Raw genomic sequence first — 25,168 nt, 5'->3', positions numbered from 1 at the left:
TAGATGGAGAGCCCTCAGCGGGCTGGCTAGGTGGAGAGCCTTCAGCGGCTGGTTAGGTGAGAGCCTTCAGCGGTTGGTTAGGTGGAGAGCCCTCAACAGTCCGGGGTTCATCTTGTGTCTGCGTGGTTATTGGGGTAGATTGAGGTTAATTAAATTATCTTATAAATAATATGGTTGGAGAGCTTGTGCCCCACATCGACGCCCGCCTTTTGGCAGAACAGTTTGAAGCTCGGTATCACCGCCCCCCCTCTGTCTTGGCCCAGGCCCCCGGGCGAGTGAATCTGATAGGTGAGCACACTGATTACAACGACGGTTTCGTGCTGCCGGCCGCCATTGACTATGTTAACGCCGTCGCCGCCGCGCCCCGGCACGACCGCCAGATTCAGGCGACTGCCCTGGATATTCAGGGTCAGTCCGTTCGGTTTTCGCTGGACAAACCCATGGAAAACGACCCGGTCTCGCCTTGGTCGGATTACCTGCGCGGCGTCGTGCAGGCTCTGTTGGCTGACGGCTATCATCTATGTGGCGCGGATTTGATTATTCATGGCAACGTGCCTTCCGGCGCCGGCTTAAGCAGCTCCGCGGCACTGGAGATGGCGCTGATTCGGGTGCTGACCGCCCTAAGTGAAGAACCGATCACCTCTGAGCGGGCCGCTCAGTTGGGGCAGCGGGCAGAGAACGAGTTTGTCGGCTGCAACTGTGGCATTATGGATCAACTGGTCAGTGCCCAGGGGCAGGTGGGTAAAGCGCTTTTGATTGACTGCCGCTCTCTGCAAACCCGCGCGGTCCCCTTACCGGATGACTGGTCGCTGCTTATTGTGGACAGCGGCGTGACCCGGGGCTTGGTCGAGAGCGAATACAACTTGCGTCGGGAGCAGTGTGAATCGGCCGCCGCCTTTTTCGGGGCCCGCAGTTTGCGAGAGGTTACCCTTGAGCAACTAAAGGCGGCGGAGGGCAAGCTTGATCCGTTGCTGTTTCACAGGGCGCACCATGTACTGAGTGAGAACGAGCGCACCTTGCTCGCCGCCGATGCCCTGGGCCGCGCGGACATGGCCACGCTGGCCACGGTGATGATGGAATCCCACCGCTCCATGCGCGATGACTTCGACATTTCCACCCCCGCCATTGATACGCTAGTCTTCCTTCTCGCTCGTGCCGCGCGGGGGCAAGCCGGTGTACGCATGACCGGCGGAGGTTTCGGCGGTTGTGTGATCGCCCTGGCGCGCACGGTGGATCTTCCGATACTGCAGGCCGCCGTGGAGACCGAGTATTCGGCGCGCACTGGCTGCCGGGCTCGGTTGATTCCCGCCAACGCCAGTGACGGTGCCTTCGCCCCAGCGGGGCTGGCATGGCTAGGAAGCCGCGAATAGGCTACACTCGGGGCCGTCTATAACGCCGTAAAGATACTCTACTCTTGAAGGCACTCTCTATTTTAGGCCCCTGTGGCATTCAGGCCCCTATGGATTTTCTGAACGATTTTTCCACACTTTCACTGGTGCTGATGGCGTTAATTGCCCTGATGACGGTTTACTTCATTGGCCCCGGTTATTCGTCCCAAAGCGCGGTCCACGCTCCCACCATTCTGACCAGTACCGGTATTTTTGGCACTTTCATCGGGGTAGCGATGGGGCTGCTGGAGTTTGATACCACCGATATTCAGTCCAGTGTGCCCGGCCTGATTGAGGGCTTGCAAACGGCGTTCTGGACCTCTATCGCCGGTTTGCTCGGGGCCCTTTTGGTCAAGTTTCGCCACCTGGCGACCACCCTGCGCCAGCACCGTCGCCAATCCAGCTACGAGGCGGCGACGGTGGATGACTTGGCCAACTTGCTCTCGGATATTCACCGCTCCCTGTCAGACTCCGAATACGGGGGCCTTCACAGTGCGATTCAAGGGTTGCGGCGGGAGCAGCAGACGGAAATGGCGGAGCTCAAACACTCCCTGGCGCAGTACCAAACCGACATGACCGAGGCCAACACTCGGGCTCTGACTCACGCCCTGGAAACGGTGTTGACGGATTTCAATGCTCAAATAGACGTGCAGTACGGGGAGAATTTCAAAAAGCTCAACGAGGCCGTGGGCAATATGCTGCTCTGGCAGCAGAACTACAAAACTGAATTGCAGGAATTGCTGGTCACCCAGAAATCCAACGGCGAGCTGCTCGATAAGGCCAGCCGGGCCTATGAGAAAGTGGTCACCCACTCAGAGGTGTTCAATCAGGTCTCCGAGTCTCTGGGCGGGCTGATGGAAGCCTTGCAAGCCCAATCTCAGGGGCTCGACCAGTATCTTTCCCAACTGGCCTCGGTGGCGGACAAAGCAGCGGCGGGCCTACCGTCCCTGGAAGGGCGGGTAGACGCGCTGACCGACCAGTTGACCGAAAGCGTCACACGTAACCAACAGCAACTCAGCCAGGTACTGGATGAGGCCTCACGCGCTTTGCGGGATACCTCGGCCGAGGTGCACCGCAACCTGGCCGACAGCCTTTCGCAGTCTCAGCAGGGAATGCACCGGCAGGTGGAAACGTTGGTTCAACGTACCGATGAGCAACTGGCGCAGCTCGACCAGGCGCTGGAAAACGAGCTGACCAAAGCCCTGACGACGTTCGGTTATCAGCTAACCTCTCTGTCGGAAAAGTTTGTCAATGACTATGCGCCGCTGACCGACCGTCTGCGCGCACTGGTTCAAGCGTCCGAAGCCGCCACCCATCAAGAACAGCGAACTCATGACACAAACGCGCAATGAGCAAAACCCGCTGAGCCCCCGCCCCAATCATGAGGTAGAGCACGAGGAGCATTGGGTTTCCGTCAGTGACCTGATGGGCGGGTTGATGATGGTGTTTCTCCTGATTGCCGTGGTGTACATGGTTCAACTGGAAATTGAAAGCCGCAAGGTGCGGGACGTGGCGGTGCTCTATGACCGCCTGCGTACTCAGTTGTACGAGGACTTATACGAGGAGTTTGAGGAGGACCTGCCCCGTTGGGGGGCGGAGTTGAACCGGAACCTGAGCCTGCGCTTTTACGACACCGAGGTGCTTTTCCCTCAGGGGGAAGATACCCTCAGGCCGGCGTTCCGGGAGATTCTTGAGGATTTTTTCCCCCGGTACCTGGGTATCATTACCTCTGCAAAGTACCGGGACGACATTCTCGAAGTTCGGATTGAGGGCCACACCTCCAGCGGCTGGGGGTCGCTCCCCGAGCGTGAGGCCTATATCCGCAATATGGCACTCTCCCAGGCTCGAACCCGTACGACCTTGGCCTACCTTTTGTCCCTGCCGGAAGTGAGTGGCGAGCGCGACTGGATCAAAGCACACCTGACGGCCAACGGTTTGTCCTCCTCCAAGGTGGTAATGGAAAATGGGGTAGAGGACCCGGCGCGCTCGCGTCGCGTGGAATTTCGATTGCGCACCGACGCGGAGTCCCGCATAGAAGGGTTGTTGGAGGAGGAGTCTCCTTGAAGCTACCGGACTTTCTTCAGTTTGCCCCCTTTAGCCGCCTGCGGGAGGCAATGGGGGCGGACAAGCTCGGAGCCTTTGAGTTCTTTGACCCCCGGTTACACCTGACCGCCGCCGAGCGGGAACGGTTGGTAGCGGGGGTGTGGTTGGGCTGGGCCCAGCTGCGCTGCCTGCCCGACTATACCTTGGCCTACAAAAACAGCCGGGTTTTGCTTTGGATGAATGCTCCCGGAGGCGCAGAGGCAGGTTCGGGCTGGGCGGCGCCCTGTTATCATTTGGCGTATTGTCGTAGCCTTCAGGCGGTGCGTCGGGCTTCGCCCGAGAAGCGGGTTGCGGTGGCCACCGCGCTGCCGGCGCCGGATCCCTGGCCCTGGCGGGTATGTTCTGACTGCCTTCAACAGCTGCAGTTTCGCGGTTTTGACGCGGCTCGGGCGCGCCACCGGGAGTACAGCGATCGGGTCCTCGAGCAGTTCAATGTGGAGGACTTTTTCCGGGAATATCCCGTTTACCCGATCACCTCGGATGTGCTGCGCGCCCTGGACTCAGTGGTTTGAGTAAGGGGCGTGCTTTGAGAAGTAGGCGTAGTAATCCTGTTCCAACGAACGGCTGGAAGCCCGCCGGTCTTTGGATTTACGGCGTTTGCGGTGGTAGAGGTCCAGAGGCATCTGCGCACAGGGGTCCCTTTCCCGGCGCCGATCTCTTCCCCTTCGGCGGTCGATAAAGATTCGATGATGATGCATAGGGTGCCAATGTTCATTTTTTTGCGCTAGGTCCACACAGTGTAGACTGCTATGAGTAAAATGCCGACAGTTTTTTGGAGTGATGTAATGAAACCGACTGAAGCCTCAATTACCCACAAGTTGACCGAAACCTTTGAGCCTAGCCATCTTGAGGTGCACAACGAAAGCCACCAGCACAACGTCCCTCCCGGTTCCGAGAGCCACTTCAAAGTGGTGTTGGTCAGTGAGGTGTTTACCGGTAAACGGCAAGTTCAGCGCCACCAGGCCGTCTACGGGGCCCTCTCGGAGGAGTTGGCCGGGCAGGTGCATGCCTTGGCCCTGCATACCTACAGCCCTGAGGAGTGGACGGGGCCGCAAAACGTTCCCGGTTCACCGGCCTGCATGGGCGGTGGGCAAGAAGAGACAAATTGACGGTGGCTGTACAAAAATTAAGCGTTTATAATACGCGCTTTTCCGCTCTTGTTGAGGTAGTCGTCGTTCTATGAGTGTTGTTGTTGCCGCCCTGTATAAGTTTGTTTCTCTGCCGGATTACCAAGAGATTAGCGGTCCGCTCAGGGACAAATGTGTCGAGTTGGGCCTCAAGGGCACCTTGCTGCTGGCTCACGAGGGCATTAACGGCACTGTGGCCGGCTCCCGCGAAGGCATTGACGGCCTCCTGGCGTATCTGCGGGCTGACCAGCGGATGGCGGATCTGGAGCACAAAGAGTCCCCCTCGGACGAGCAGCCGTTCTACCGCATGAAGGTCAAACTGAAGAAGGAAATTGTCACCATGGGCGTGGAAGGAATCGATCCGCGCCATACCGTGGGGACTTATGTGGCGCCCAAAGACTGGAACCGCCTGATTAGCGACCCCGAGGTGGTGGTGGTGGATACCCGCAACCATTATGAGTACGCCATCGGGAGTTTTGAGCGGGCCTTGGACCCGGCCACGGAAACCTTCAGAGAGTTTCCCGACTACGTCCACCAAAACCTCGACCCCGGCAAACACAAAAAAGTGGCCATGTTCTGTACCGGCGGTATTCGCTGTGAAAAAGCGACCGCCTACATGAGAGAGCAGGGTTTTGAGGAGGTATACCATCTGCAGGGCGGTATTCTCAAGTACCTGGAAGAGGTGCCTTCCGAGCAAAGCCTCTGGCGGGGCGAGTGTTTTGTGTTCGACAATCGCGTGGCGGTGAACCACAATCTAGAGCCTGGGTCCTACGACCAGTGTCACGGTTGTCGGCACCCGATTACCGAGGAAGATAAAGCCTCGGCGTTGTATATGAAGGGCGTTAGCTGCCCCAAGTGCTACCATAGTCTTACTCAGGACCAGAAAGCCCGCTTCGCTGAGCGCCAAAAGCAGATTGAATTGGCGCGTCAACGAAACGAGGTGCATATTGGCGCCGAGCCGCCGGCGCGTCAGCGTCGCGCGGCTGCCAAATCGTTATGACATTGAGAGGGAGCACCCTCAGGAGATCAGGATCATGGACTCTTTGGACTTTGATGATTGGGACATTGATGTCGGCCGGGGTCGGGCCCAGCATTCGTGCGGTTTCCGCCTGGAAGTGGAAGGAGATGTTCGCAACCCCACCGGCGTCTCTCCGGCCAACTATCCCCCCGGGATGAGCTTTGCCGAGCAGGCGCGTTTGTTGCGGTCGGGAATGACGGCGCTGGCGTCCGCGGCGGGTCGGGGCCGAGTAACGTCGGTTCGCCCAACCGTTAATCGCCGGGCGAAGCAGGCCGAGGAAAGGGCCCGATTATTTGCCGAGCAGCGTAAGGACCGCCCGGCAAGGGCTAAGCTGTCTCTGAAGAAGCCTACTAGCGGATGACCAACTGGCCTCGCAGCTGCAGGTCGGTTCTGTGGGTGTCCACGGCAATAAACATCTGATCCAGTCGCTGTCCGGCCATCTCGGCTTGCGACTCCGGTACGTAGATGCCGCTGCCGCTGGCCACTAGGCGATCGAGCTCCTTAATGGTGGCGTCAATGGAGGCCATAATGGTTGCCGTGGTCGTCTCATTGCGGAAGATTCGACCTTGGTCGGTCATCGCTAGGTAACGGTCACATTCCTGCAGCCATTCTTTACGCTGTTTCAGGAACCGGCTGATGTTACGCAGTCCGCCTTTGTGGCCGGTCTTAAGCTGGCTGTCCCGGTATTCCTGCAAACTCTCACGAGCCCGCAGCAAAAAGGTCACACTGGTATCCTGGCAATAACTTGCGGTGAGGTAACTGGGGAACTTGACGTCGTTTTCCGCCATCGCCTTTTCACGCTTGCAGTCTTCATCGCAAGCGGTCGCGGGAAAACAGGCGATCAAACCGAGTAGTAAGAATAACTTTTTCATAGCTGCGCCAGTTGGTTGTTATGGATTTTTTGACTTCTTGGTTATACATATAAATTATTTGGGTGCCAGGGTCAACAATCCACCGCCACACTAATGCCCTTTATTATAAAAAGATCTAACTTTCGGATTCTTATAAGGCTTTTGTGTGAAAGGCGCCAAAAGCTACCAATGCTCGGAATCGTCTTCTTGATAGTGAGCCGCCAAAAGCCAGCTGTATATCCGATGGACATTCTGGGCAAAGGCCTCTGTGGAATGGTGCCTGGCAAATTGGTGTGCTTGTTTAGCCAGGGCTTTCCGGTGATTTTCGTCCTCCAGTAACTTCAACACCTGCCGGCACCAGACATCCAGGTTCTCCGGTGTCTTATAGCCATTTTCCCCCTCAACGATGACATCATCGATACCGCTGGAGCGCACGGCCACCACCGGCATTTCCGCCGCCATCGCTTCCAGAATCACCATCCCCTGGGTTTCAGACTTGGAGGCGAATACAAACAGGTCACCCAGACGGTAGTAAAGCGGCATTTCCTCCGGGGGAACGGCACCTGCCAGCGTGACGCAGTCACTCAGCTCTTCGTTTTCAATGCGTTGCTGCAGACGGTGGCGCTCATGGCCGTCGCCGATGATCAGCAAACGGAAGGGAGACGCCTCTCTTGCCTTCAGCTGCGCCATGGCATCGAGCAGGAAGTCGATGTTCTTCTCTGTGGACAGGCGGGAGACGCTGACCAGGACTCGCTTCCCATTCAGGCCAAAATGCTCTCGCCGCTCTTCCAGGCGGGCGGGGTCGAGGTCCTGGAAACGCTCGTAGTCAATGCCGGTGGGCTGGACAAAGATGGAGGTCTTTACCCCGATCATCCGCAGGTAATCCTCCGCCGAATTGGTCGGCACGATGACGCCGCTGCAACGGTTGGCAAAATGCTTGATCAAGGCGTGAGAGATCAAGTTGCGGAACAGCGCGCCAGGCAGGGGCACGAAGTGCGCGTAGTGCTCCAGCCGGGTGTGATACGTATAAACCGCCGGTACCCGCAGGCGGTGGGCGATCCAGAGCCCAAGCGAGCCCATCCAGATGGGGTGGTGCAAGTGAATAATGTCAGGACCGTAGTTCTTGACCTGCCGGTGGGTACGGGGGAGAAACACATTGGCCAGGCGGAACTCTCTACGCTTGCCCATGGCGAAGAGCGAGGGGACCCGAAGCACCTGTTGCTCTTCGGGGTCCTGGTCTTTGTAGCGGGGCGCGACGATTAGAACGTTATCCTTGAGCGCCTGCAGCCCCCGGCGCAAGCGCTCGATGGACAGTGGTACGCCGCCGATGAAGGGCAGGTAATTGTTGGTGAACATCGCCACCTTCAATGGCTGGTTCTCCCAGGGGGTGGGGTCCAGGTCGAAGTTGGGGTAATAATCCCGTCCCACGAACACTTTTTGGTACAGCTTTATGCCCAACGCCATGAAAAGGCATACCAGCAGGATAAAGTTGATGTAACCTACATAGAAGAGGGAATAGATGAAGGACCAAAGGCTCTCCAGTGTTCGTTTCACTGGATGTTGGCCCACCTCCAGGGGTTCAAGCTCCGTCTGTACCTGATCGCCGTTCACGGTGACTTTCACGTAGTGGTAAAAGCTGGTGTCGTCGTTCAGAACCAGGCCTCCGGCGCCGCCGGTGGTAATAAACAGGGTGTCTTCCTCAAGCTGTCGGGAGAAAACCGGCAAGTTGGCGGAAAACACTGCGGTCACGTTGTGCCTATCGATCAGCTTCAGCAGCGCATCCCGAAAAGGGGAATCGGGGAGGTAGTGATCTTTGCGTTCAAACAGCAGGTCATGGTCGATGTGTTTCAGGGGGTGGTTGATAAACAGAAAGACCGGCCCGGTTCGGGTTTCACTTAATACCCCCTTCAACCACTCTATTTGCCAGCGCCAGGGTGTTTTGCCGGTGCTGTCGAGAAAAACGAACTGACTTTGTCCAAGGCTGAAATTGTAAAAATAAGGGCCAAAATGTTCATAGAAACGAAAGCTGCCAAAGTCCTCGTACTCCTTCTCCCCAAAGGTCAGGAGAAAGGGCATGTCCAAGTGGCTCAGTGAACCATAGAGAGCCCGGTATTTGTCTTCTCCCCCGCTGCTGAGGGCATTGCCGGCGGAGACCAGGAAGTCCACCCCGGATTGATTGAGCTCCGGGATGATGCGCTTTTCGAACACGCCCACCGAGTTGTTGATATTGCCGACTACGGCAAACTGATATCTCTCGGGGTCCTCAATGCGCCGCTGCAATTGGTTTAGCTGTTCGACATGGACGCTGGTGAATTCCGGGCTGGAGACGTTCAGGTACAGCTTATAGCCCACCAGGAAGGCGATGATCAGCAGGTTCAGGTAAAAAAGCCATTTGAGTAAGGAGGGACGAGTCATTGCACTTTTCCTTTCGGCCGTTGAGCCAACAACTCCCGGGCCAAAGTGCGGCGGAAGATGATCAATCCAATCAACATACCCAGGTAAATGGTCAATAGGCGCCAGGCCACAGTCACCAATAGAAGATGGGGGCCACTGACCAGGTTTCGGAAAAAGTGTCCAAACACGCCTTCAGAAATACCGGAGGCTCCCGGGGTGGGAGAAAAGTACATGATGAAGGTGGTTATCAGGAGTAAAGCGACGGTGGTGAGATAATTGACAGAGTAGTCGAGCGCGAGCAGCAACAGGGCGGGAAAGCTGAACAGGCTCAACAGGAAAACCGCCGTAAAAAACACGGAAAGGAAAACGGCCCAGTGGCTCCCCGACCAGTATTCCCCAAAAGCCTGGGAGAACCGGAGCATTTCTCGGCGCGCCTTGTATTGCCAGCGCTGATGCCGCCGGTCGCTGAGAAGGTGCCAGCGGTGCAGGCAGCGTAGTAAATGGCTCAAAGGGGCAATTAGCCACCGGGTTCGGAAAATCACTATGGTGAAAAACCCCAGGTAGCCGGTAATAAACAAGGCCAGTGCCACGCCAATGTCGGCCGGCAACCAGTCACCGTTGAACATGGGCAGCGCAATCAGTGCCACAGGGGTCAGAGAAAAAATAAACGCCACGGCCAGCAGCGTGCGCATGGTAGTGGCCGCCGTTGCGTGTCCGATCGGAATGCCCTCGCGTTGGAGAAACCAAATCTGGGCAAACCCTCCGCCGGTGGCCATGGGCGTGATGTTGGAGAAAAACAGATTGATGAACACCAGCGACAGAAGTTTCCGAAAAGGCAGGCGGTGCCCCAGAGCTTGTAATGTGTAGCCCAACCGCAAGGCGTCGGAAATGTAATAAACCGCGAGTAACGCGGCCAAAGCCAGTAAAACCCAAGGCTGCACAAGACGGGTGTCAAACTTCACTTCCCGGCCGGCGAACTGACCGTAGACCGAGTAGAGCCCGGCGATGGTCAGCACCACAAAGAGGATGCCAAACAGAATCAGCCTTTTCGATGAGTTGGGCGTGGTTTGGGCCAAGGTATAGTGCTCGTTAGTTGATTAAGTAAAGGAAACCCAGCGGATCTTTGCTAAAAGCCACACTGACGATGTAAAGAAACACGATTAATGCCGCCAACCAGGCGCCAATACGCACCGGTCGCTTCGGGTGACGAAAGGCCAGGACTCCCAAACCAATATAGACAAACAGCGCCACAATCTTGGTGAGCAGCCAGCCGTGCTGCAGGGGGGAATAGCCGATGAGAACGGCCAGGGCAATGGCGGTGACCAGGAGCAGAGTGTCGTTAATGTGGGGCACCACCTTGACGGGTTTGCGCCTTAGCAGAGGTGAGCCGGTCATCATCCAGACTCCTCGCAGGAAAAAACCGAGAAAGGACAGCAAGGCGAAGGTCATGTGCAGGTGCTTGAGCAGGGCAATCATTGGGCTAGGGTCCTGATCCTTTGGGTGACGTTAACAGTATTCAGTGCTTACGTTTTATTCACTGTTTAGGCCTTACGGACTTGCTTGGGGCGTACTCTGGCCGGGTAGCAAGTGCGGCAGATGTCGCATACGGTACCATCGCAGCGTCGTGCGGAACAGTGTTCCCTGCCGTAGTAGATAATTTGCAGGTGCAGGGCGTTCCACGCGGATTTGGGAAAGAGCCGCTTGAGGTCTTTTTCGGTCTGGGCGACGTTTTTGCCGTTAGTCAGTCCCCAGCGCTGGGCTAAACGGTGGATATGGGTGTCAACCGGGAAGGCGGGCTCGCCGAAGGCTTGGCTCATGACGACGCTGGCGGTTTTGTGGCCCACTCCGGGGAGTTTTTCCAGTTCGTTGATGTCGTTGGGGACTTCGCCGTGGTAGTCGTCGATGAGGATCTGTGACAACTTGGAGATGGCTTTGGCTTTTTGGGGCGAGAGGCCGCAGGGCCGAATGACGGCCTGGATGTCTTCGACGGGGACCTTGGCCATGTCATGTGGGTTGTCGGCGAGTTTCCACAGGTGTGGGGTGACTTGGTTGACCCGTTGGTCGGTGCATTGGGCGGAGAGTAGTACGGCGACGAGTAGGGTGTAGGGGTCTTTGTGGTCCAGTGGTATTGGGGGCTCGGGGTAGAGTTCCTGGAGTCGGTTGAGGATGAATTGGACTCTTTCGGATTTTTTGAGGTTTTTTGGTTCGGTCATGGGTTGGTACTTGTCTTTGAAGGTCTTTTAAGCTTCGATGTTTGGTTTTGTGCCAGTGTTGAGTCCGGCGAGCTGAGGAGGGAATACCAGTTGGAGACCCGCCGTGAACCCGTCCATGGATGCCGATGAGAAGCCTACAGGGATGTATTCACGGCGGGTCTTTGATGAGGGTTCCCGCCAGAGACACCGGACTTTCCGCTAGCGACGTTCTTCAAAACTGTTCCATAAACAACTTGATACGCTTAGCCGCCTCGATACATTCTTCGAGAGAGGCCACAAGGGCCATCCGGACGTAGTGGTCCCCTGGGTTGCCGGCGTCAGTGGGGCGGGCGAGGTAATTGCCCGGTAGCACTGTGATGTTCTGCTGGGCGAAAAGTTCTCGGGCAAAACTCTCACTATCCAAGGGCGTACGCGGCCAAAGATAAAAACCCGCCTCCGGCTTCTCCACCTCCAGACAACCGTCCAGAATCTTCAACACCGCATCAAACTTCTGCCGATACAGCGTCCGGTTCGCCCGAACATGAACCTCATCCCCCCAGGCCGCAATACTCGCCAACTGCGAGGGAACCGGCATCGCACAACCATGGTAAGTCCGGTAGCGCAAAAAATCCGCCAACACAGCCGCATCCCCCGCCACAAAACCCGAGCGCAAGCCCGGTAGGTTCGAGCGTTTGGAAAGGCTGTGGAAGACCACGCAACGGCTGAAATCATCCCGCCCCAACGCCCTGCACGCCTGGAGCAACCCGATGGGCGGCGCCGCTTCATCGAAATACAACTCCGAATAACACTCATCCGAGGCGATCACAAAATCATACCGGTCCGCCAGCTCCAACAATACCCGCCAGTGCTCCAGAGTCAGCACGGCGCCGGTGGGGTTGCCGGGGGAGCAGAGGTATAACAACTGGCAATCTTGCCAAACCGAGGGGTCTACTTCGGAAAAGTTGGGAATAAAACCATTCTCGGCGGTGCAGTTTAAGAAAGCCGTGTTTGCCCCCGCCAGCAGGGCGGCACCTTCGTAGATCTGGTAAAACGGATTGGGACTGACCACCAGAGGGTTTTTTGCCGTGCGATCGACGGTCGCCTGGGCAAACGCAAACAGCGCCTCCCGCGTGCCATTCACGGGCAGGACTTGGGTTTCCGGGTCCAGTTCGTTTTCGGACAGTTGAAACCGTTGGGTGGCCCACCGCGCGATGGCTTCTCGCAGCTCGGGCAGGCCTTTGGTGGCCGGGTAGTTGGAGACGCGGCTGAGGCTTTGGCTCAGGGTTTCCAGCACGAACTGCGGCGGTTCGTGTTTGGGTTCGCCGATGGAGAGGGCAATATGAGCCAGCTCGGCCGGCGGTTCGATGCCGGCTTTGAGTTGGGCCAGTTTTTCGAACGGGTAGGGGTGGAGTTGGTTCAGGTCTGGGTTCATTGGTGTTTTGGTTCTTTGGTTGCTGGTTAAGTTGTGTGGTTTGTGAAAGCCCGGTCCGATTTGGTGGTTGCTTCGCGTCCGGTCCGGGAGCCGGTGCATGGTTCCAAGACACGCAGTAAATACATCCCTGTAGCTCGAGAGCGCGTGTCCCGCGGCTCACGGTCTTGGAACCATGCACCGGCTCCCGGACCTCAGTGCCAAAACTTCACCGAATGGCAGTCAAGCGCTTTGGGACTTTCGTCTTCCATACCTTGCGTGGCTTGCTGCGGTGGGTGGCGGCCTTCGGCCTTACCGCACCCTACGTAAACATCGCAATTCGTTGGCACTGAGGTAGGCGGAGGGTATACCGTTAAGAGACTCTCTGACGCCTACATGGATGTAGGTGTTAGGGCGACGCAGGAAGCCAAAGCCGAGGCATGGATGCCGATGAGAAGCCCCCAGGGGCCGCTCTTTGGCATCCATGCCATCGCGGCATTAGTGAATCCCTTCACGTCATGGGTTCACGGCGGGTCTCCAACCGGTATACCCCGCATCCGCCGGTCCGTCTAGTGGCATAACTCCTAATGGCACAGCTTCCAAATTATAAGTTCACAACGGAGGAAGATGTTTTCGTGGCGCGCTTATCCAGCTGCTCGCAAATCTCCTGTTGTAGAGACTCACACAGCGCCGGGTCACTCAATGGCTCACCATCGTTATCCGTAATAAAAAACACATCCTCCACCCGCTCACCCAGGGTGGCAATCTTGGCATTTTGCAGCATCACATCGAACTGCAAAAAAATCCGCCCAATACATGCCAACAACCCCGGCCGGTCCGGACTGATCACCTCCAGCACCGTATAACCGCTGATCATATCATTGCTCAAACTCGTGCGCGTTGGCATCGTAAAATGCTTCATCCGGCGCGGCGTTCGGCGGCTGATCACCTCCGAATAATCATCCACCAGACGCAGCTCCTCCAACAGCGTATTCTGAATGTGCCGCAATACCTTAGGGTCATCCCCCAACGGCTCTCCATCCTGGTTCAGCACAAAAAACGTATCCACCGTATAACCGCTGTCGGAATTATAAATGCGAGCATCCTGAATATTCAGGTTCAACTGATCCAACGCCGTGGCCACCGCCGCAAACACATTCTTGCGGCCCTTGCTGCGCACGAAAATTTGCGTGGCCCCCTCCAGCTCCCGGTTGGTGGTCTTCTTAATCAGAATCAGAGGCGTGTCGTCTCGGTGCTGAATCATCGCCTCGCTGTGCCAAGCAATATCCAGCGCCGTTTCGCGCATAAAGTATTCTTCACCCATGTCCGACCAGAGGTTCCAGGCCGTGGCCCAGTCGATGCCCTTGCGCTCGAGCTTGCGCAGAGCGGACTGCTGGGTTTCCTCGATCAGTTCGTGTTTGTCGATGTTGTTTTCCAGTCCCCGGCGAAGAGCACGCTTGGTTTCCAGGTACAGGTGACGCATCAGGCTTGCGCGCCAGGTGTTCCACAGCTCCTTATTGGTGCCGTTGATGTCCGCCACCGTCAGGCTGTACAAATAATCCAGACGCTGCTGATCGCCGATTCGCAGGGCGAAATCGTGGATTACATCGGGGTCGGAGATGTCCTGCTTCTGCGCCACGGTGGACATCAGCAGGTGGTGTTCCACCAGCCAGCATACCAGCCGCGTCTCCCGGGGCGAGAGGCCGTGACGCAGGCAGAAGTCTTCCGCGTCCACGGCGCCCAGGATGGAGTGGTCCCCGCCGCGGCCCTTGGCGATGTCGTGGTATAGCCCAGCAATGTAAAGCAGCTCCGGTTTGGGCAGTTGCTTTATCACGTGAGCGGCAATGGGGAAGTCTTCCTTGGCGCTGGGTTTGAGGAAGTCACACATATTCTGCATGACCTTCAGGGTGTGGGCATCCACCGTGTAGATGTGGAAAAGATCGTGCTGCATCTGGCCGGTGACCTGGCCGAATTCGGGCAGATAGAGGCCCAGAATGCCGTAGCGGGACATCCGCTTGAGTTGCTCGACCAAGCCGGCCGGGTGGCTGAACAGCTCCAGAAACAGCCGGGTATTTTCCGGGTCGCGCCGATAGGCGTTGTCGATCAGGTGACGACTCTCGCGCATTAGCCGGATGGTGGAAGCCCGAACCCCTTCAATTTCCGGGTGCTTGGCCATGAGCACGAAAATCTCGAGCAAGGCGGAGGGGTTTTCCTCGAAAACGTAAATATGGGCCGCTTCGATGTAGCGGTCCCGGAGCTGGAAACGTTCGTTCAAAGCCGTTACGTTTTTGTTCCGGCCCCGCTGCAAAATTACCTCGTGTAAGAACTGGAGCAGTACGTCATTGAGCTCCCGCAGGGACATTACCAGCCGGTAGTAGCGGTGCATGAACTGCTCCACCGCCAGGTTTTCGCTGTTGTCTCGGTAACCAAACATGGCAGCCAGTTCGCGCTGGTGATCGAACAGTAGTCGCTCTTCGGCCCGTCCGGCAATCAAGTGGAGGCCGTAGCGAACTCTCCAGAGGAATTCTTCGCCACTGCGCAGCAGAGAGAACTCCTCCTCGGTAAAGAAACCTTTCCCTTCCAGTTGGGTCAGGGTGCGCACCTGAAAGTAGCGCTTGGCCACCCAGCTGATCATCTGAATATCGCGCAGCCCGCCCGGCGCATTTTTGATGTTGGGCTCCAGGTTGTATTCGGTGTCGTTGTACTTCTGGTGACGCGCGATCTGTTCCTGCCACTTGGCCCGAAAAAAGTCATCCGCGGGCCAAAGCTGGTCCGGGGCGGTTTCCTGCATCAGTTGAATGCGTAGCGAACTGTCGCCCTCAAGCGTTCGGGATTCCATGAGGTTGGTGGCGACGGTGATGTCGTCGCGGGCGTAGCCTACGCACTCTTCCAGGGTCCGCACGCTGTGGCCGATCTCCAGGCCGATATCCCACAGAAAGGTGAGCAGGTGCTCGATCTGACCCTGGCAGCGCTGGCGAGTGTTGTGGTTGCCGGTCAGTAGCAGCAAGTCGATGTCCGAGTGCGGGTGCAATTCGCCGCGCCCGTAGCCGCCCACCGCTTCCAGGCTAATGCCCAGGGGCCAGCGGTGTTGGTGCCAGGCGTAGTGGACCATGCAATCGACAAACAGCGCGCGCTCGCGAACGAGAGCGCGAATGTCTTCGCCCTCGCGAAAACGGGCGTCGAACTGCCGGTTGGCGGCGGCGATGGCGTCCTTGAATACGGTGATAACCGGCTTTTCTTCAAGCGCCCGTCGGAACCGGGCCTGGTCAAAAAAGAAGAGGGGTCGTTCGAAGTAGGGGACCGCCACCATATCCATGGTTAAAAGCTTTCCTCTTGCCGGGCGGTCAGGACCTCGACACCGTCTTTGGTCACCGCCAGGGTGTGTTCCCATTGGGCGGAGAGGCGACCGTCTTTGGTTTCCACGGTCCAGCCGTCGGGCTTGGTTTTTGTGTGGCGCTTGCCGGCGTTGATCATGGGCTCGATGGTGAACGTCATGCCCTCTTTGAGTTCCAGGCCGGTGTTGGGGCGGCCGTAGTGCAGAACCTGCGGCTCTTCATGGAACACTGTGCCGATACCGTGGCCGCAGTACTCCCGCACCACCGAATAGTGATTGGCCTCGGCGTGTTGCTGGATCGCGTTACCGATGTCGCCGAGCGTGGTGCCCGGTTTGACCATCTCAATACCCTTGTACAGGCACTCCTGAGTGACCGCTACCAAGCGTTCGGCATGGGGCAGACGCTTGCCCACAAAGTACATTTTGCTGGTGTCCCCGTGATAGCCGTCGACGATGACGGTGACATCAATGTTGACGATATCGCCGTTTTTCAGGGTTTTCTTCTCAGTGGGAATCCCGTGGCAGACCACCTGATTGATGGAGGTGCAGATCGATTTGGGAAAACCCCGGTAGTTCAGGCAGGCGGGGATGGCCTTCTGTTCATTGACGATATAGTCGTGACAGATGCGGTCCAGCTCGCCAGTGGTGACGCCGGGCTGAACATGGGGCTCGATCATTTCCAGCACTTCTGCCGCCATTCGGCCGGCGACGCGCATTTTCTCGATTTCTTCCGGGCTTTTGATGCTGACAGACATGTCTTCTCGCTGATTCTGGGAACAAAAATCGCATTCTAAACGATCTGCGCTGGGTCCGACAGTGATCTTGCCGGGGGAGTGCGCTACAAGGGCAGCGTCCGCCGGGCGTGTCGCCTATATATCGTCGAGCGTGGCCTTTAGTAGCGCCTGGTAGAAGCGCTCCTTAAGGCTGCGGGGGCGGCGCAGAGCCATACGCTCTAGGCCGGCCCGCATGGGCTCGGAAACCGGCCGACGCAGGCCTGTGAGGGCCAGGCGCATCAGGCCTGGCCAGTTGCCCACCTGGGGAGCCAGCTTCGCCAGGGCCTGGGCCACTTGCTCCTCGGTCTCGGTCAGGCCGCTGCCCAGGGGGAAGGCCGGCAAGAGAGCCTCGTGGCCACTGCGCTTGAGCGCCGAACGGATTCGCTCGGGCGTGTTATTGCGCCACGCCGAGGGCACTTGATAGTCCCGGGGCAGTTTGCCGGCCGCTTTGGCTTTTTGCGCGAGTTCGTCCTGAAAACGGGAGTCGGCGATTTTAATGAGCTCGGCGATCACTTCGGCGTCGCTCTTGTCGCGTAAATCAGCTATTCCGTACTCGGTCACGACGATGTCGCGCAGGTGACGGGGCAGGGTGGTGTGACCGTATTGCCAGACGATGTTTGAATGGACCTTGCTGGCTTTGGTCCTGGTGGCGGGCAGCGTGATAATCGCGCGGGCGTCGGGCAGCGCGAAAGCTTGGGCCACAAAATTGTACTGGCCGCCGACACCACTGACTACGCGCCCGTCCTCCAGGCCGTCGGAAACGACCGCCCCGGTGAGAGTGACCATCATGGCGCTGTTAATAAAGCGAGCGCCGGTGCGCGCGGAGCGTTTTTCCGCCTCCAAGCCCAGGGTCGAATCGCCGGGCCGAAGCGGTGTGCTGTCGTAGAGTTCATTGGTAAAGGACACGGGCATCATGGCGATGCCCTCGCGGGCCTCGGGGGGAAGTTCCGCCAGCAGTTGGTAGAACACCGGGCTGCCGACATAAAATGCGCCATGCACCAGGGCGCCGCCTACGCGCCGACTGATGACGCCGGCCTTGATCAGCGCCAGGAATCCTTCCACCAGCATCTCGGTCAGCCCGTAAAGCCCTTTGTCAAAACGGTCCCAATGCAGCAGGCCCTCGGGCTCGTTCTGGCCCTTGAGCAATGGTTTGAGCAATTGCCGGTATTCATCATTGTGGCTTTGGCGCAGCAATAAGCCGTGGGCGATGGCGTCGCCAATGGAGCCGATGCCGATTTGAAGGGTGCCGCCATCGGGTACCAGGCCCGCCACTTGCAGACCGATGGCGTAGTCGGTGCTCGAGACCGGCTTATGTGGTGGCGTGAACAATGGAAATTCGTACTGCGGGTGTTGCAGTAGGTAGTCGAAATCGCTTTCTGGCCGATCGGCCTCGCCCCCCAGAAAGGGCAGATTGCTGTTTATTTGGCCGACGCTGATCAGGCTGATCTGGTCCGAGCGGCGGCGATCGAGCAACTCGGCGCTGATGTCCGGGTTGCAGCTCAGGCTGTAGCGGCCGGCGTTGTCGGCGCCCGGAGGGGCGACCAGTTGTAAAATCAGGTTAACGTCGGCGCGCAGCAGAGCGTCCAGTGCCTGGGTGTAGTTGATCGAGGTATAGTTTTGCTGAGCCAAGGGGCTGCTCAGCCAGGCGCCGGCTTGAAAATAGAAGTCGCGCACGGTGATGTTGCTGGGAAGGTTGCCTCGGCGCAGGGCGCTGGCGTAATCAAGCGCCGGATAGCCGTCGAACAGCCGCTCGGAAACCGGCCCGAGAAAGCGTCGCTGCAATTCGCTGCCGGCGGTGGGGGCTTCCAGGGTCAAGGCAGTAAAGATTGTCAGCTCGATGCTGGGGTCGGCGCAAGCACGCCGATACAGGGCGTTGATCAAGTGGTTTGCCTTGCCGAGCCCCAGAGGTAGCCCCACAACCAGCCTCTTTTCCAGCCGATCAATGAGGGTGTCAGCGAGCGCTTCGCAGCCCTCGAAAACCTCCGGGCCGAGATGACGATTGCTGGCGGGCATTAGCGCTTTCCCTCCTTAAGGAACCAAGCGGGAGGCTCGGAGCTTGTCGCCATGAAGTGACTCCCCCTTCTGTATGAGTGGCGTTCTTTCAGCAGCATACGGTCAGTGCCGATGGTTGCCAACCGACGTCCGGAACTTCCTGTGGCGGTCTGACACCGATATAAGCGGGGGAGTTCGCTGCGAGCGCGGCGGCTCGCAGCAGGGGGGGGGGCAATAATGAAGCCCGTCAGAGGCCCGCGCCCCGATCAAGCCGGGGCGAGATGCTCAAGCGCGTGCATAACGCCGCGAAGTTCCGCCAGGCCCTTCATTCGGCCGGCATAAGAGTAGCCTGGGTTGATTCCCGCTCGGCCGATTTCCTCGCCCATTAGATGGCCGTGGTCCGGGCGCATCGGGATGGGTGGCAGAGGGCGTTGGTCGGCCTGGCGCTTGCGCTCTTCCTGAAGCAGGGCCTGGATTAGGCCCACCATGTCGTTGTCGCCGCCCAGGTGGTCCGACTCGTAAAAAGAGCCGTCCGGCTCACGCGTGATGTTGCGCAGGTGTACAAAATAGATGCGGGACCCAAACTCCCGGGCCATTTCCACCAAATCGTTGTCCGCCCGCGCCCCGTAAGAGCCCGCGCAGAGGGTCAGGCCGTTGGCTTCGCTGGGCACGGCCTCGAGCAGCGCGCGGGCATCGGCGGCGGTGGATACGACGCGGGGTAGCCCGAACAGCGAGAAGGGAGGGTCGTCCGGGTGAATGGCCAGACGAAGCCCAACTGATTCGGCCACCGGGATCACGTCTTCCAGAAAGGCAAACAGGTTGGCGCGCATTCCCCGCTCTCCGAGGGCGATGAATTGGGCAATGGCCGCGCGGATGCCCTCCCGGGTGTAAGAGCCCTCGCCGCCGGGCAGACCGGCGATGATGTTCTTTTCCAGCTGTTGTTGCGCCTCGACCGTCATTGCCGCGAAGCGCTCCGCCGCCCGCTGACGAATCTCGGGCGTGTAGCTCTGTTCGGCGTTTTCCCGGCGCAGGATATGAATGTCGTAGGCGGCGAAGTCCGCCATTTCGAAGCGCAGGGCCCGGCTCTGGTCGGGTAGGGCGTAGTCGAGGTTGGTGCGGGTCCAGTCCACCACGGGCATAAAGTTGTAGCAAACGTCGTAAATACCGGCCTCGGCCAGGTTGCGCAGTGTCTCGCGGTAGTTTTCGAGGTGTCGTTGGTAATCACCGCTGCGGGTTTTGATGTCATTGTGCAGGGGCACGCTTTCCACAACGGTCCATTCGAGCCCCTTGGCTTCGATCATGGCCTTGCGTTCCAGGATGGCCTCTAGCGGCCACGGCTCACCGGTGGGGATCTCGTGCAGAGCGGTCACCACACCGGTGGCCCCCGCCTGGGCGATTTGTTCCAGAGTGACTGTATCCTGAGGGCCGAACCAGCGCCATGTTTCTTTCATAGTGGGTCTTTGTCCTATGTATTGAGGTGTTCTGTGGTGTGCGGGGCCGTCAGGGGCCCTTTTGAGTCAGGTTGACTATTAGACCTTAAGTGCCGCTCAGGAGCAAGGCGGCGGGTTCCACTGTAACCTGAATTATGGTATAAAGCGCGGCTCCGCGGCCAGTGCCACTGGCATCGGCCGCGGAACAGTTGCCCCTACGGGCAACGAATTAAGAAACCTTAACGTCACACATACACCGGCACGTTAGCCTGGGTGCCCGCCGCAAGCGGGTTGGCTGGCGGGGTGTATGGAGGCCCAACCCGATATACAGGAATGACAAAATGCCTACAGTAAGCATGCGCGATATGCTGCAGGCTGGTGCCCACTTTGGCCACCAGACCCGCTATTGGAACCCGAAGATGAACCGTTTTATCTTCGGTGCCCGCAACAAGATTCACATCATCAACCTGGAACAGACCGTTCCCGCCTTCTCCGAGGCGATGGACGTGGTCAAAAAAATGGCCGCTCAGAAGAAAAAGGTCCTGTTCGTCGGTACCAAGCGTGCCGCTCAGAAAACCATCAAAGAACAGGCCGAGCGGGCCAATATGCCCTACGTCAGCAACCGCTGGCTCGGTGGCATGCTGACCAACTACAAAACCATCCGTGCCTCCATTCGTCGCTACCGCGACCTGGAAGCTCAGAGCCAGGACGGCACCTTTGACAAGCTGACCAAGCGTGAAGCCTTGTCTCGCACTCGCGATATGGACAAACTGGAGCGCTCCATCGGTGGTATTAAAGATATGAACGGTTTGCCCGACGCGCTGTTCATTGTCGATGTGGACCACGAGGGTATCGCCGTGCAGGAGGCCAAGAAGCTGGGCCTGCCGATTATTGGTGTGGTTGACACCAACAGCAACCCGGACGACATCGATTATGTCATCCCCGGCAACGACGACGCGATCCGCGCAATCAAGCTTTACGTGACCGCCATGGCTGACGCGTGCCTGGAAGGCGCGAAAGAGGCTCAGTCCGCGCCGAACAAAGACGAGTACGTGCCCGCCGAAGGCGAAGCCGCCTCCGAGTAAGCCGGGTGCCAGCCGATCGGCGCCGGACGGGCTGATTGGCACTAATTAAAGGGGGCAGGCCAAGCGGCGGCCCCCTTTTTTCGAATGAAGATTCAGACCTATTTCAAGAGGATAGCGACATGGCAGCAATTTCTGCGTCTATGGTTAAGGAGCTGCGCGAGCGCACCGGGCTCGGCATGATGGAGTGTAAAAAGGCCCTGAAGGAAGCCGACGGTGATGTGGATGTGGCGATCGAAAACCTTCGCAAAGCCAGTGGTCTCAAGGCCGCCAAGAAGGCCGGCCGCACCGCTGCGGATGGCATCGTGTCCGTAAAAGTCTCCGACGATAACAGCTACGGTGTTATCATCGAGGTTAACAGCGAAACCGACTTTGTCGCGCGCGATGCGGGCTTTATGGCCTTCGTTGAGAAAGTGCTGGACAAAGCCTTTGCCGACAAGCAGACCGACGTGGCGGCGCTGATGGACGGCGAGCTGGAAAACGAGCGCGAAGCGCTGGTTCAAAAAATCGGTGAAAACATCTCCGTGCGTCGTGTTGCCGTGGTTGAAGGCGGCGTGATTGACGGTTATGTGCACTCCAACAATCGTATTGCCGTTATCACTCAGCTTGAAGGCGGTGAGGCCGAACTGGCTCGCGATGTGGCCATGCACGTGGCCGCTGTTAACCCCCAGGTGATCAACCCGGACGATATGCCCGAAGAAATCGTGGCCAAAGAGAAGGAAATCATCAAGGCTCAGCCGGACATGGAAGGCAAGCCCGCCGAAATCGTCGAAAAGATGATGATGGGCCGTATCAATAAGTTCCTGAAAGAAGGCAGCTTGGTTGAGCAGCCGTTCGTGAAGGACCCCGAAGTCAAAGTGGGCAAGCTGCTCTCTAATGCCAGCGCCGCCATTCAGAGCTTTGTGCGCTTTGAAGTGGGCGAAGGTATCGAGAAAGAAGAAGTGGACTTTGCCGATGAAGTGGCCGCCCAGGTCAAGGCTTCTTCCAAAAGCTAAACTCCGCGGCGCTTGCACCGGGCGGGCAGAAACCTGACCTGTCCGGTGATTACCCGATTTTCAATGAGCACCTAGCGGAGAACCCAGTATGCCAAGCGCACGCGATAAGAAGTACAAACGAATTCTTTTAAAGCTCAGCGGCGAAGAGTTGATGGGCTCGGAAGGCTTTGGGATCGACCCCAAAGTATTGGACAAAATGGCGCTGGAAATCGGCCAACTGGTCGGAATCGGCGTTCAAGTCGGTTTGGTCGTCGGCGGCGGCAACCTGTTCCGTGGTGCCGCGCTCAGCAGTGCGGGGCTCAACCGGGTGACCGGTGATCACATGGGTATGCTCGCCACCGTGATGAACGCCCTCGCCATGCGGGATGCGCTGGAGCGTTCGAATATTTCTTCCCGCGTGATGTCAGCTATCCCCATGAGCGGGATTGTTGAGCACTACGATAGCCGCCAGGCCAATCGGGCCCTGACTTCGGGCGAAGTGGTTATTTTTTCCGCCGGCACCGGCAACCCGTTTTTCACCACCGATTCCGCCGCTTGTTTGCGCGCGATCGAAGTGGAGGCGGACATTGTGCTCAAGGCCACGAAAGTGGATGGCGTCTACTCCGCCGACCCGATGCAGGACCCCAGCGCCAGCAAGTATGATCGCCTGACGTACGACGAGGTGTTGGAGCGCAAACTGGGTGTCATGGATCTGACGGCTATCTGCCTCTGCCGGGAACACGATATGCCGGTACGGGTTTTTCGTATGAACAAAGCCGGGGCTTTGCTGAACATTGTGGTGGGAAGCAGCGAAGGCACCTTGATCGAAGAGGGCAAAAACAATGTTGAATGACTTAAAAAAGGATGCGGAAAGCCGCATGGACAAGGCGCTTGATGCGCTGAAAAACAATTTCAACAAGATTCGCACCGGCCGTGCGCACCCAAGCATCCTGGATGGGATTTACGTCTCGTATTACGGCGCTGACACGCCGCTAAACCAGCTGGCCAACATCGGAATGGAAGATGCGCGCACCCTGACCATCAGCCCTTGGGAAAAGACGCTGGTGCCTGAAATTGAAAAGGCCATCATGAAGTCCGATCTGGGGCTTAATCCCTCGACCAACGGTGGTCTCATCCGGTTGCCAATGCCGGCGCTGACCGAGGAAACCCGGAAAAACTACATTAAACAGGCCCGCGCGGAAGCCGAGCATGCGCGCGTGTCGGTGCGCAATATACGCCGCGATGTGCTGTCGGATGTTAAGGCCTTACTCAAGGAAAAGGAAATCACCGAAGACGACGAGCATCGTGCTCAGGATGAGATCCAAAAAATAACCGATAAATACATTGCTCAGATCGACAAGTTCCTCAGCGCCAAGGAAGAGGACTTGATGGAAATTTGAGCCTTGGCGCCGCCCTCTATGGCGGCGCCGGTTGGCCGTGCGCGGCAACTGTTCCAGGAGTTTTTTGTGACCAGCAATTCCCTGCGCCATATCGCTATTATCATGGACGGCAATAATCGCTGGGCCAAGGAGCGAGGCATGTCCGGCATTTCGGGCCACAAGGAGGGTGCCGAGCGCATCCGCGATATCATGACCGCCTGCCAAGATTTGGGGATCGAGGTGCTCACGCTTTTCGCTTTCAGCAGTGAGAACTGGAAGCGCCCACGCAAAGAGGTGGATGCGCTGATGTCTCTGTTTCAGTGGTACCTGAAACAGGAGGCAAAAGAGCTGCAGAAAAAGGGCGTGCGGCTGCGGGTGGTGGGTAACCGCTCGCGTTTTACTCCGTCTCTGCAGAAAGCCATTACCGAGGCCGAGAAGCGAACCCGGGATGGGAAAACCACTCTTGTCATTGCCGCCGACTACGGCGGCCGTTGGGATATCGCCCAGGCCGCCCAACGGCTGGCCGAACAGGTGAAGGCCGGTGAGCTCGACAGCGCCGATATTGACGAGCACCTGTTACACGAGCAGACCAGCCTCGCGGGCTTGCCCGATCCAGACCTTCTTATCCGTACCGGGGGGGAGGTGCGTATCAGCAACTTCTTACTCTGGCAATGTGCCTACGCCGAACTGTATTTCAGCCGAGCCCTGTGGCCGGACTTCGACGCCGCTGAGCTTAAGGCCGCGGCGGATGACTTTCACCGGCGTCAGCGCCGTTTTGGGCGCACGGGCGACCAGGTTGCCCGGGAAGAGAAGGGCGCGAGCCCGTCTTCTTCGTCCACCGGGGAGGTGCGCCATGCTTAAGCAGCGCGTGCTCACGGCCATTGTATTGGCCGCCGTTTTCCTATTGGCTCTGATCTATCTGCCCGGACCGCTCTTTTCAGCCTTCGCCGCGACCATTACCCTCATCGGCGCCTGGGAGTGGGCCAACCTCTCGGGTTGGAGTCGCTACGGGCAGCGGGCTCTCTACATCCTTTTGGCCGGTGCGTTAATGACGGGGGTGGCATTCTATCTCGATATCCATACGCTGCCGGAGACCGCTCTGGTGGGGGGAGCCTTGAACGAAGGCCAGCGCTTGGCGTTTCGCAATGTTCTTGTGCTCGGGTGTCTTTGGTGGGCGGTGGCGCTTCTTTGGGTGCAAAGCTACCCCGCTAGCGCGTTGCTCTGGCAAAGCCGTTGGGTGCGGGCGTTAATGGGCCTGCTGGTGCTGGTCCCCGCCTGGGCGGGCCTGTCCTTTTTGCGAGTGCAGGAGGGCGGCCCTTGGTTGTTGGTGCTACTGGTGGCGGTGGTGGCCTGTGCCGATATCGGAGGTTACTTCACCGGTCGGCGCTGGGGGCGCCGCAAGCTGGCCGCCAGTGTCAGCCCCGGAAAAACCTGGGAAGGGTTTGCCGGCGGCGTGGCCGCGAACCTGTTGTTGGCGACGTTGATTGGCCTGTTTTGGAAAGGGGGGCTGTTGTTCTGGATGGCCATCATCGTGCCCACCAGTTTGGTGTCGGTACTGGGTGATCTGCTAGAGAGCATGGTCAAGCGACATCGCGGCATAAAAGACAGTAGCGCACTTTTGCCGGGGCATGGCGGGGTGTTGGATCGGGTAGACAGCCTGACCTCGGCCGCCCCGGTTTTCGCCCTGGCCTTGCTGGCCGGTGGCTGGCCCCTCGGGTGAGGT

General features: G+C 58.2%; 23 protein-coding genes. 13 read left to right on the top strand and 10 right to left on the bottom strand.

Annotated features, from left to right (window positions below):
- Positions 1–185: 185 nt before the first annotated feature.
- The 7 genes from galK to AAE514_RS12935 all read left to right on the top strand — a co-directional run bounded on the left by galK (position 186) and on the right by AAE514_RS12935 (position 5,997).
- Entirely contained in the window at positions 186–1,370 is a 1,185-nt protein-coding gene (galK, locus tag AAE514_RS12965) for a galactokinase (protein ID WP_347331974.1), read from the top strand.
- Between the two features lie 89 nt (positions 1,371–1,459).
- A complete protein-coding gene (locus AAE514_RS12960; protein WP_347331973.1) occupies positions 1,460–2,740 on the top strand; it encodes a hypothetical protein in 1,281 nt (426 codons plus the stop codon).
- Positions 2,721–3,452, top strand: coding sequence for an OmpA family protein (locus AAE514_RS12955; protein ID WP_347331972.1), 732 nt, complete (start codon positions 2,721–2,723; stop codon positions 3,450–3,452). Before AAE514_RS12960 ends, AAE514_RS12955 begins: the two co-directional genes overlap by 20 nt.
- Positions 3,449–4,003, top strand: a complete 555-nt coding sequence (locus AAE514_RS12950) for a hypothetical protein (RefSeq protein ID WP_347331971.1) — start codon at positions 3,449–3,451, stop codon at positions 4,001–4,003. The genes AAE514_RS12955 and AAE514_RS12950 overlap by 4 nt, the downstream gene beginning before the upstream one ends.
- 273 nt (positions 4,004–4,276) lie before the next feature.
- On the top strand, positions 4,277–4,600 hold the full coding sequence (locus AAE514_RS12945) for a BolA/IbaG family iron-sulfur metabolism protein (RefSeq protein ID WP_347331970.1): 324 nt from the start codon (positions 4,277–4,279) through the stop codon (positions 4,598–4,600).
- Positions 4,601–4,670: 70 nt separating this feature from the next.
- Positions 4,671–5,618, top strand: a complete 948-nt coding sequence (trhO, locus tag AAE514_RS12940; RefSeq protein WP_347331969.1) for an oxygen-dependent tRNA uridine(34) hydroxylase TrhO — start codon at positions 4,671–4,673, stop codon at positions 5,616–5,618.
- 34 nt (positions 5,619–5,652) lie between these two features.
- On the top strand, positions 5,653–5,997 hold the full coding sequence (locus AAE514_RS12935; RefSeq protein ID WP_347331968.1) for a hypothetical protein: 345 nt from the start codon (positions 5,653–5,655) through the stop codon (positions 5,995–5,997).
- Here AAE514_RS12935 and AAE514_RS12930 read toward each other — a convergent pair.
- From AAE514_RS12930 to uxuA, 10 genes are all read right to left on the bottom strand, one after another.
- Complete coding sequence (locus AAE514_RS12930; protein WP_347331967.1) at positions 5,987–6,508, bottom strand: hypothetical protein; 522 nt, start codon at positions 6,506–6,508, stop codon at positions 5,987–5,989. The genes AAE514_RS12935 and AAE514_RS12930 overlap by 11 nt on opposite strands.
- 162 nt (positions 6,509–6,670) lie before the next feature.
- Positions 6,671–8,902, bottom strand: a complete 2,232-nt coding sequence (locus AAE514_RS12925; protein WP_347331966.1) for a glycosyltransferase — start codon at positions 8,900–8,902, stop codon at positions 6,671–6,673.
- Entirely contained in the window at positions 8,899–9,957 is a 1,059-nt protein-coding gene (locus AAE514_RS12920; RefSeq protein WP_347331965.1) for a lysylphosphatidylglycerol synthase transmembrane domain-containing protein, read from the bottom strand. Before AAE514_RS12920 ends, AAE514_RS12925 begins: the two co-directional genes overlap by 4 nt.
- Positions 9,958–9,970: 13 nt before the next feature.
- A complete protein-coding gene (locus tag AAE514_RS12915) occupies positions 9,971–10,357 on the bottom strand; it encodes a SirB2 family protein (RefSeq protein ID WP_347331964.1) in 387 nt (128 codons plus the stop codon).
- Positions 10,358–10,422: 65 nt separating this feature from the next.
- Complete coding sequence (gene nth / locus AAE514_RS12910; RefSeq protein ID WP_347331963.1) at positions 10,423–11,094, bottom strand: endonuclease III; 672 nt, start codon at positions 11,092–11,094, stop codon at positions 10,423–10,425.
- A gap of 211 nt (positions 11,095–11,305) precedes the next feature.
- Entirely contained in the window at positions 11,306–12,505 is a 1,200-nt protein-coding gene (gene dapC / locus AAE514_RS12905) for a succinyldiaminopimelate transaminase (protein ID WP_347331962.1), read from the bottom strand.
- A gap of 580 nt (positions 12,506–13,085) precedes the next feature.
- Entirely contained in the window at positions 13,086–15,797 is a 2,712-nt protein-coding gene (locus AAE514_RS12900; protein ID WP_347331961.1) for a [protein-PII] uridylyltransferase, read from the bottom strand.
- Positions 15,798–15,799: 2 nt separating this feature from the next.
- Entirely contained in the window at positions 15,800–16,570 is a 771-nt protein-coding gene (gene map, locus AAE514_RS12895) for a type I methionyl aminopeptidase (RefSeq protein ID WP_347331960.1), read from the bottom strand.
- A gap of 114 nt (positions 16,571–16,684) precedes the next feature.
- Entirely contained in the window at positions 16,685–18,601 is a 1,917-nt protein-coding gene (locus AAE514_RS12890) for an acetyl-CoA hydrolase/transferase C-terminal domain-containing protein (RefSeq protein WP_347331959.1), read from the bottom strand.
- Between the two features lie 245 nt (positions 18,602–18,846).
- Entirely contained in the window at positions 18,847–20,031 is a 1,185-nt protein-coding gene (gene uxuA / locus AAE514_RS12885) for a mannonate dehydratase (RefSeq protein ID WP_347331958.1), read from the bottom strand.
- 320 nt (positions 20,032–20,351) lie between these two features.
- Between uxuA and rpsB the strand changes: the two genes are divergently transcribed.
- From rpsB to AAE514_RS12855, 6 genes are all read left to right on the top strand, one after another.
- Positions 20,352–21,095, top strand: a complete 744-nt coding sequence (gene rpsB, locus AAE514_RS12880) for a 30S ribosomal protein S2 (protein WP_347331957.1) — start codon at positions 20,352–20,354, stop codon at positions 21,093–21,095.
- Positions 21,096–21,214: 119 nt separating this feature from the next.
- Positions 21,215–22,087 carry a translation elongation factor Ts gene (gene tsf, locus AAE514_RS12875; protein WP_347331956.1) on the top strand — a complete coding sequence of 291 codons (873 nt, stop codon included), beginning with the start codon at positions 21,215–21,217 and terminating at the stop codon, positions 22,085–22,087.
- An 88-nt stretch (positions 22,088–22,175) separates the two neighbouring features.
- The gene (gene pyrH / locus AAE514_RS12870; protein WP_347331955.1) at positions 22,176–22,919 is read left to right on the top strand and encodes a UMP kinase; all 744 of its coding nucleotides are present in this window, start codon (positions 22,176–22,178) and stop codon (positions 22,917–22,919) included.
- Positions 22,909–23,466 (top strand): ribosome recycling factor, encoded by a 558-nt coding sequence (frr, locus tag AAE514_RS12865; protein ID WP_347331954.1) that lies wholly within the window; start codon positions 22,909–22,911, stop codon positions 23,464–23,466. Before pyrH ends, frr begins: the two co-directional genes overlap by 11 nt.
- Positions 23,467–23,532: 66 nt before the next feature.
- A complete protein-coding gene (gene uppS, locus AAE514_RS12860) occupies positions 23,533–24,306 on the top strand; it encodes a polyprenyl diphosphate synthase (RefSeq protein ID WP_347331953.1) in 774 nt (257 codons plus the stop codon).
- The gene (locus AAE514_RS12855) at positions 24,299–25,165 is read left to right on the top strand and encodes a phosphatidate cytidylyltransferase (RefSeq protein WP_347331952.1); all 867 of its coding nucleotides are present in this window, start codon (positions 24,299–24,301) and stop codon (positions 25,163–25,165) included. The genes uppS and AAE514_RS12855 overlap by 8 nt, the downstream gene beginning before the upstream one ends.
- Positions 25,166–25,168 lie beyond the last annotated feature (3 nt).

The organism is Marinimicrobium locisalis, from assembly GCF_039822625.1.
GTDB lineage: Bacteria > Pseudomonadota > Gammaproteobacteria > Pseudomonadales > Cellvibrionaceae > Marinimicrobium > Marinimicrobium locisalis.
Note: the sequence above shows the minus strand (reverse complement) of the source record. Positions and strands in the feature narration are given on the sequence as shown.

Coding starts and splice junctions, on each gene's coding strand:
- AAE514_RS12960 (WP_347331973.1), top strand. CDS start 1,460: ATGGATTTTCTGAACGATTTTTCCACACTTTCACTGGTGCTGATGGCG.
- AAE514_RS12955 (WP_347331972.1), top strand. CDS start 2,721: ATGACACAAACGCGCAATGAGCAAAACCCGCTGAGCCCCCGCCCCAAT.
- AAE514_RS12945 (WP_347331970.1), top strand. CDS start 4,277: ATGAAACCGACTGAAGCCTCAATTACCCACAAGTTGACCGAAACCTTT.
- trhO (WP_347331969.1), top strand. CDS start 4,671: ATGAGTGTTGTTGTTGCCGCCCTGTATAAGTTTGTTTCTCTGCCGGAT.
- AAE514_RS12935 (WP_347331968.1), top strand. CDS start 5,653: ATGGACTCTTTGGACTTTGATGATTGGGACATTGATGTCGGCCGGGGT.
- AAE514_RS12930 (WP_347331967.1), bottom strand. CDS start 6,508: ATGAAAAAGTTATTCTTACTACTCGGTTTGATCGCCTGTTTTCCCGCG.
- AAE514_RS12925 (WP_347331966.1), bottom strand. CDS start 8,902: ATGACTCGTCCCTCCTTACTCAAATGGCTTTTTTACCTGAACCTGCTG.
- AAE514_RS12915 (WP_347331964.1), bottom strand. CDS start 10,357: ATGATTGCCCTGCTCAAGCACCTGCACATGACCTTCGCCTTGCTGTCC.
- nth (WP_347331963.1), bottom strand. CDS start 11,094: ATGACCGAACCAAAAAACCTCAAAAAATCCGAAAGAGTCCAATTCATC.
- dapC (WP_347331962.1), bottom strand. CDS start 12,505: ATGAACCCAGACCTGAACCAACTCCACCCCTACCCGTTCGAAAAACTG.
- AAE514_RS12900 (WP_347331961.1), bottom strand. CDS start 15,797: ATGGATATGGTGGCGGTCCCCTACTTCGAACGACCCCTCTTCTTTTTT.
- map (WP_347331960.1), bottom strand. CDS start 16,570: ATGTCTGTCAGCATCAAAAGCCCGGAAGAAATCGAGAAAATGCGCGTC.
- AAE514_RS12890 (WP_347331959.1), bottom strand. CDS start 18,601: ATGCCCGCCAGCAATCGTCATCTCGGCCCGGAGGTTTTCGAGGGCTGC.
- uxuA (WP_347331958.1), bottom strand. CDS start 20,031: ATGAAAGAAACATGGCGCTGGTTCGGCCCTCAGGATACAGTCACTCTG.
- rpsB (WP_347331957.1), top strand. CDS start 20,352: ATGCCTACAGTAAGCATGCGCGATATGCTGCAGGCTGGTGCCCACTTT.
- tsf (WP_347331956.1), top strand. CDS start 21,215: ATGGCAGCAATTTCTGCGTCTATGGTTAAGGAGCTGCGCGAGCGCACC.
- pyrH (WP_347331955.1), top strand. CDS start 22,176: ATGCCAAGCGCACGCGATAAGAAGTACAAACGAATTCTTTTAAAGCTC.
- frr (WP_347331954.1), top strand. CDS start 22,909: ATGTTGAATGACTTAAAAAAGGATGCGGAAAGCCGCATGGACAAGGCG.
- AAE514_RS12855 (WP_347331952.1), top strand. CDS start 24,299: ATGCTTAAGCAGCGCGTGCTCACGGCCATTGTATTGGCCGCCGTTTTC.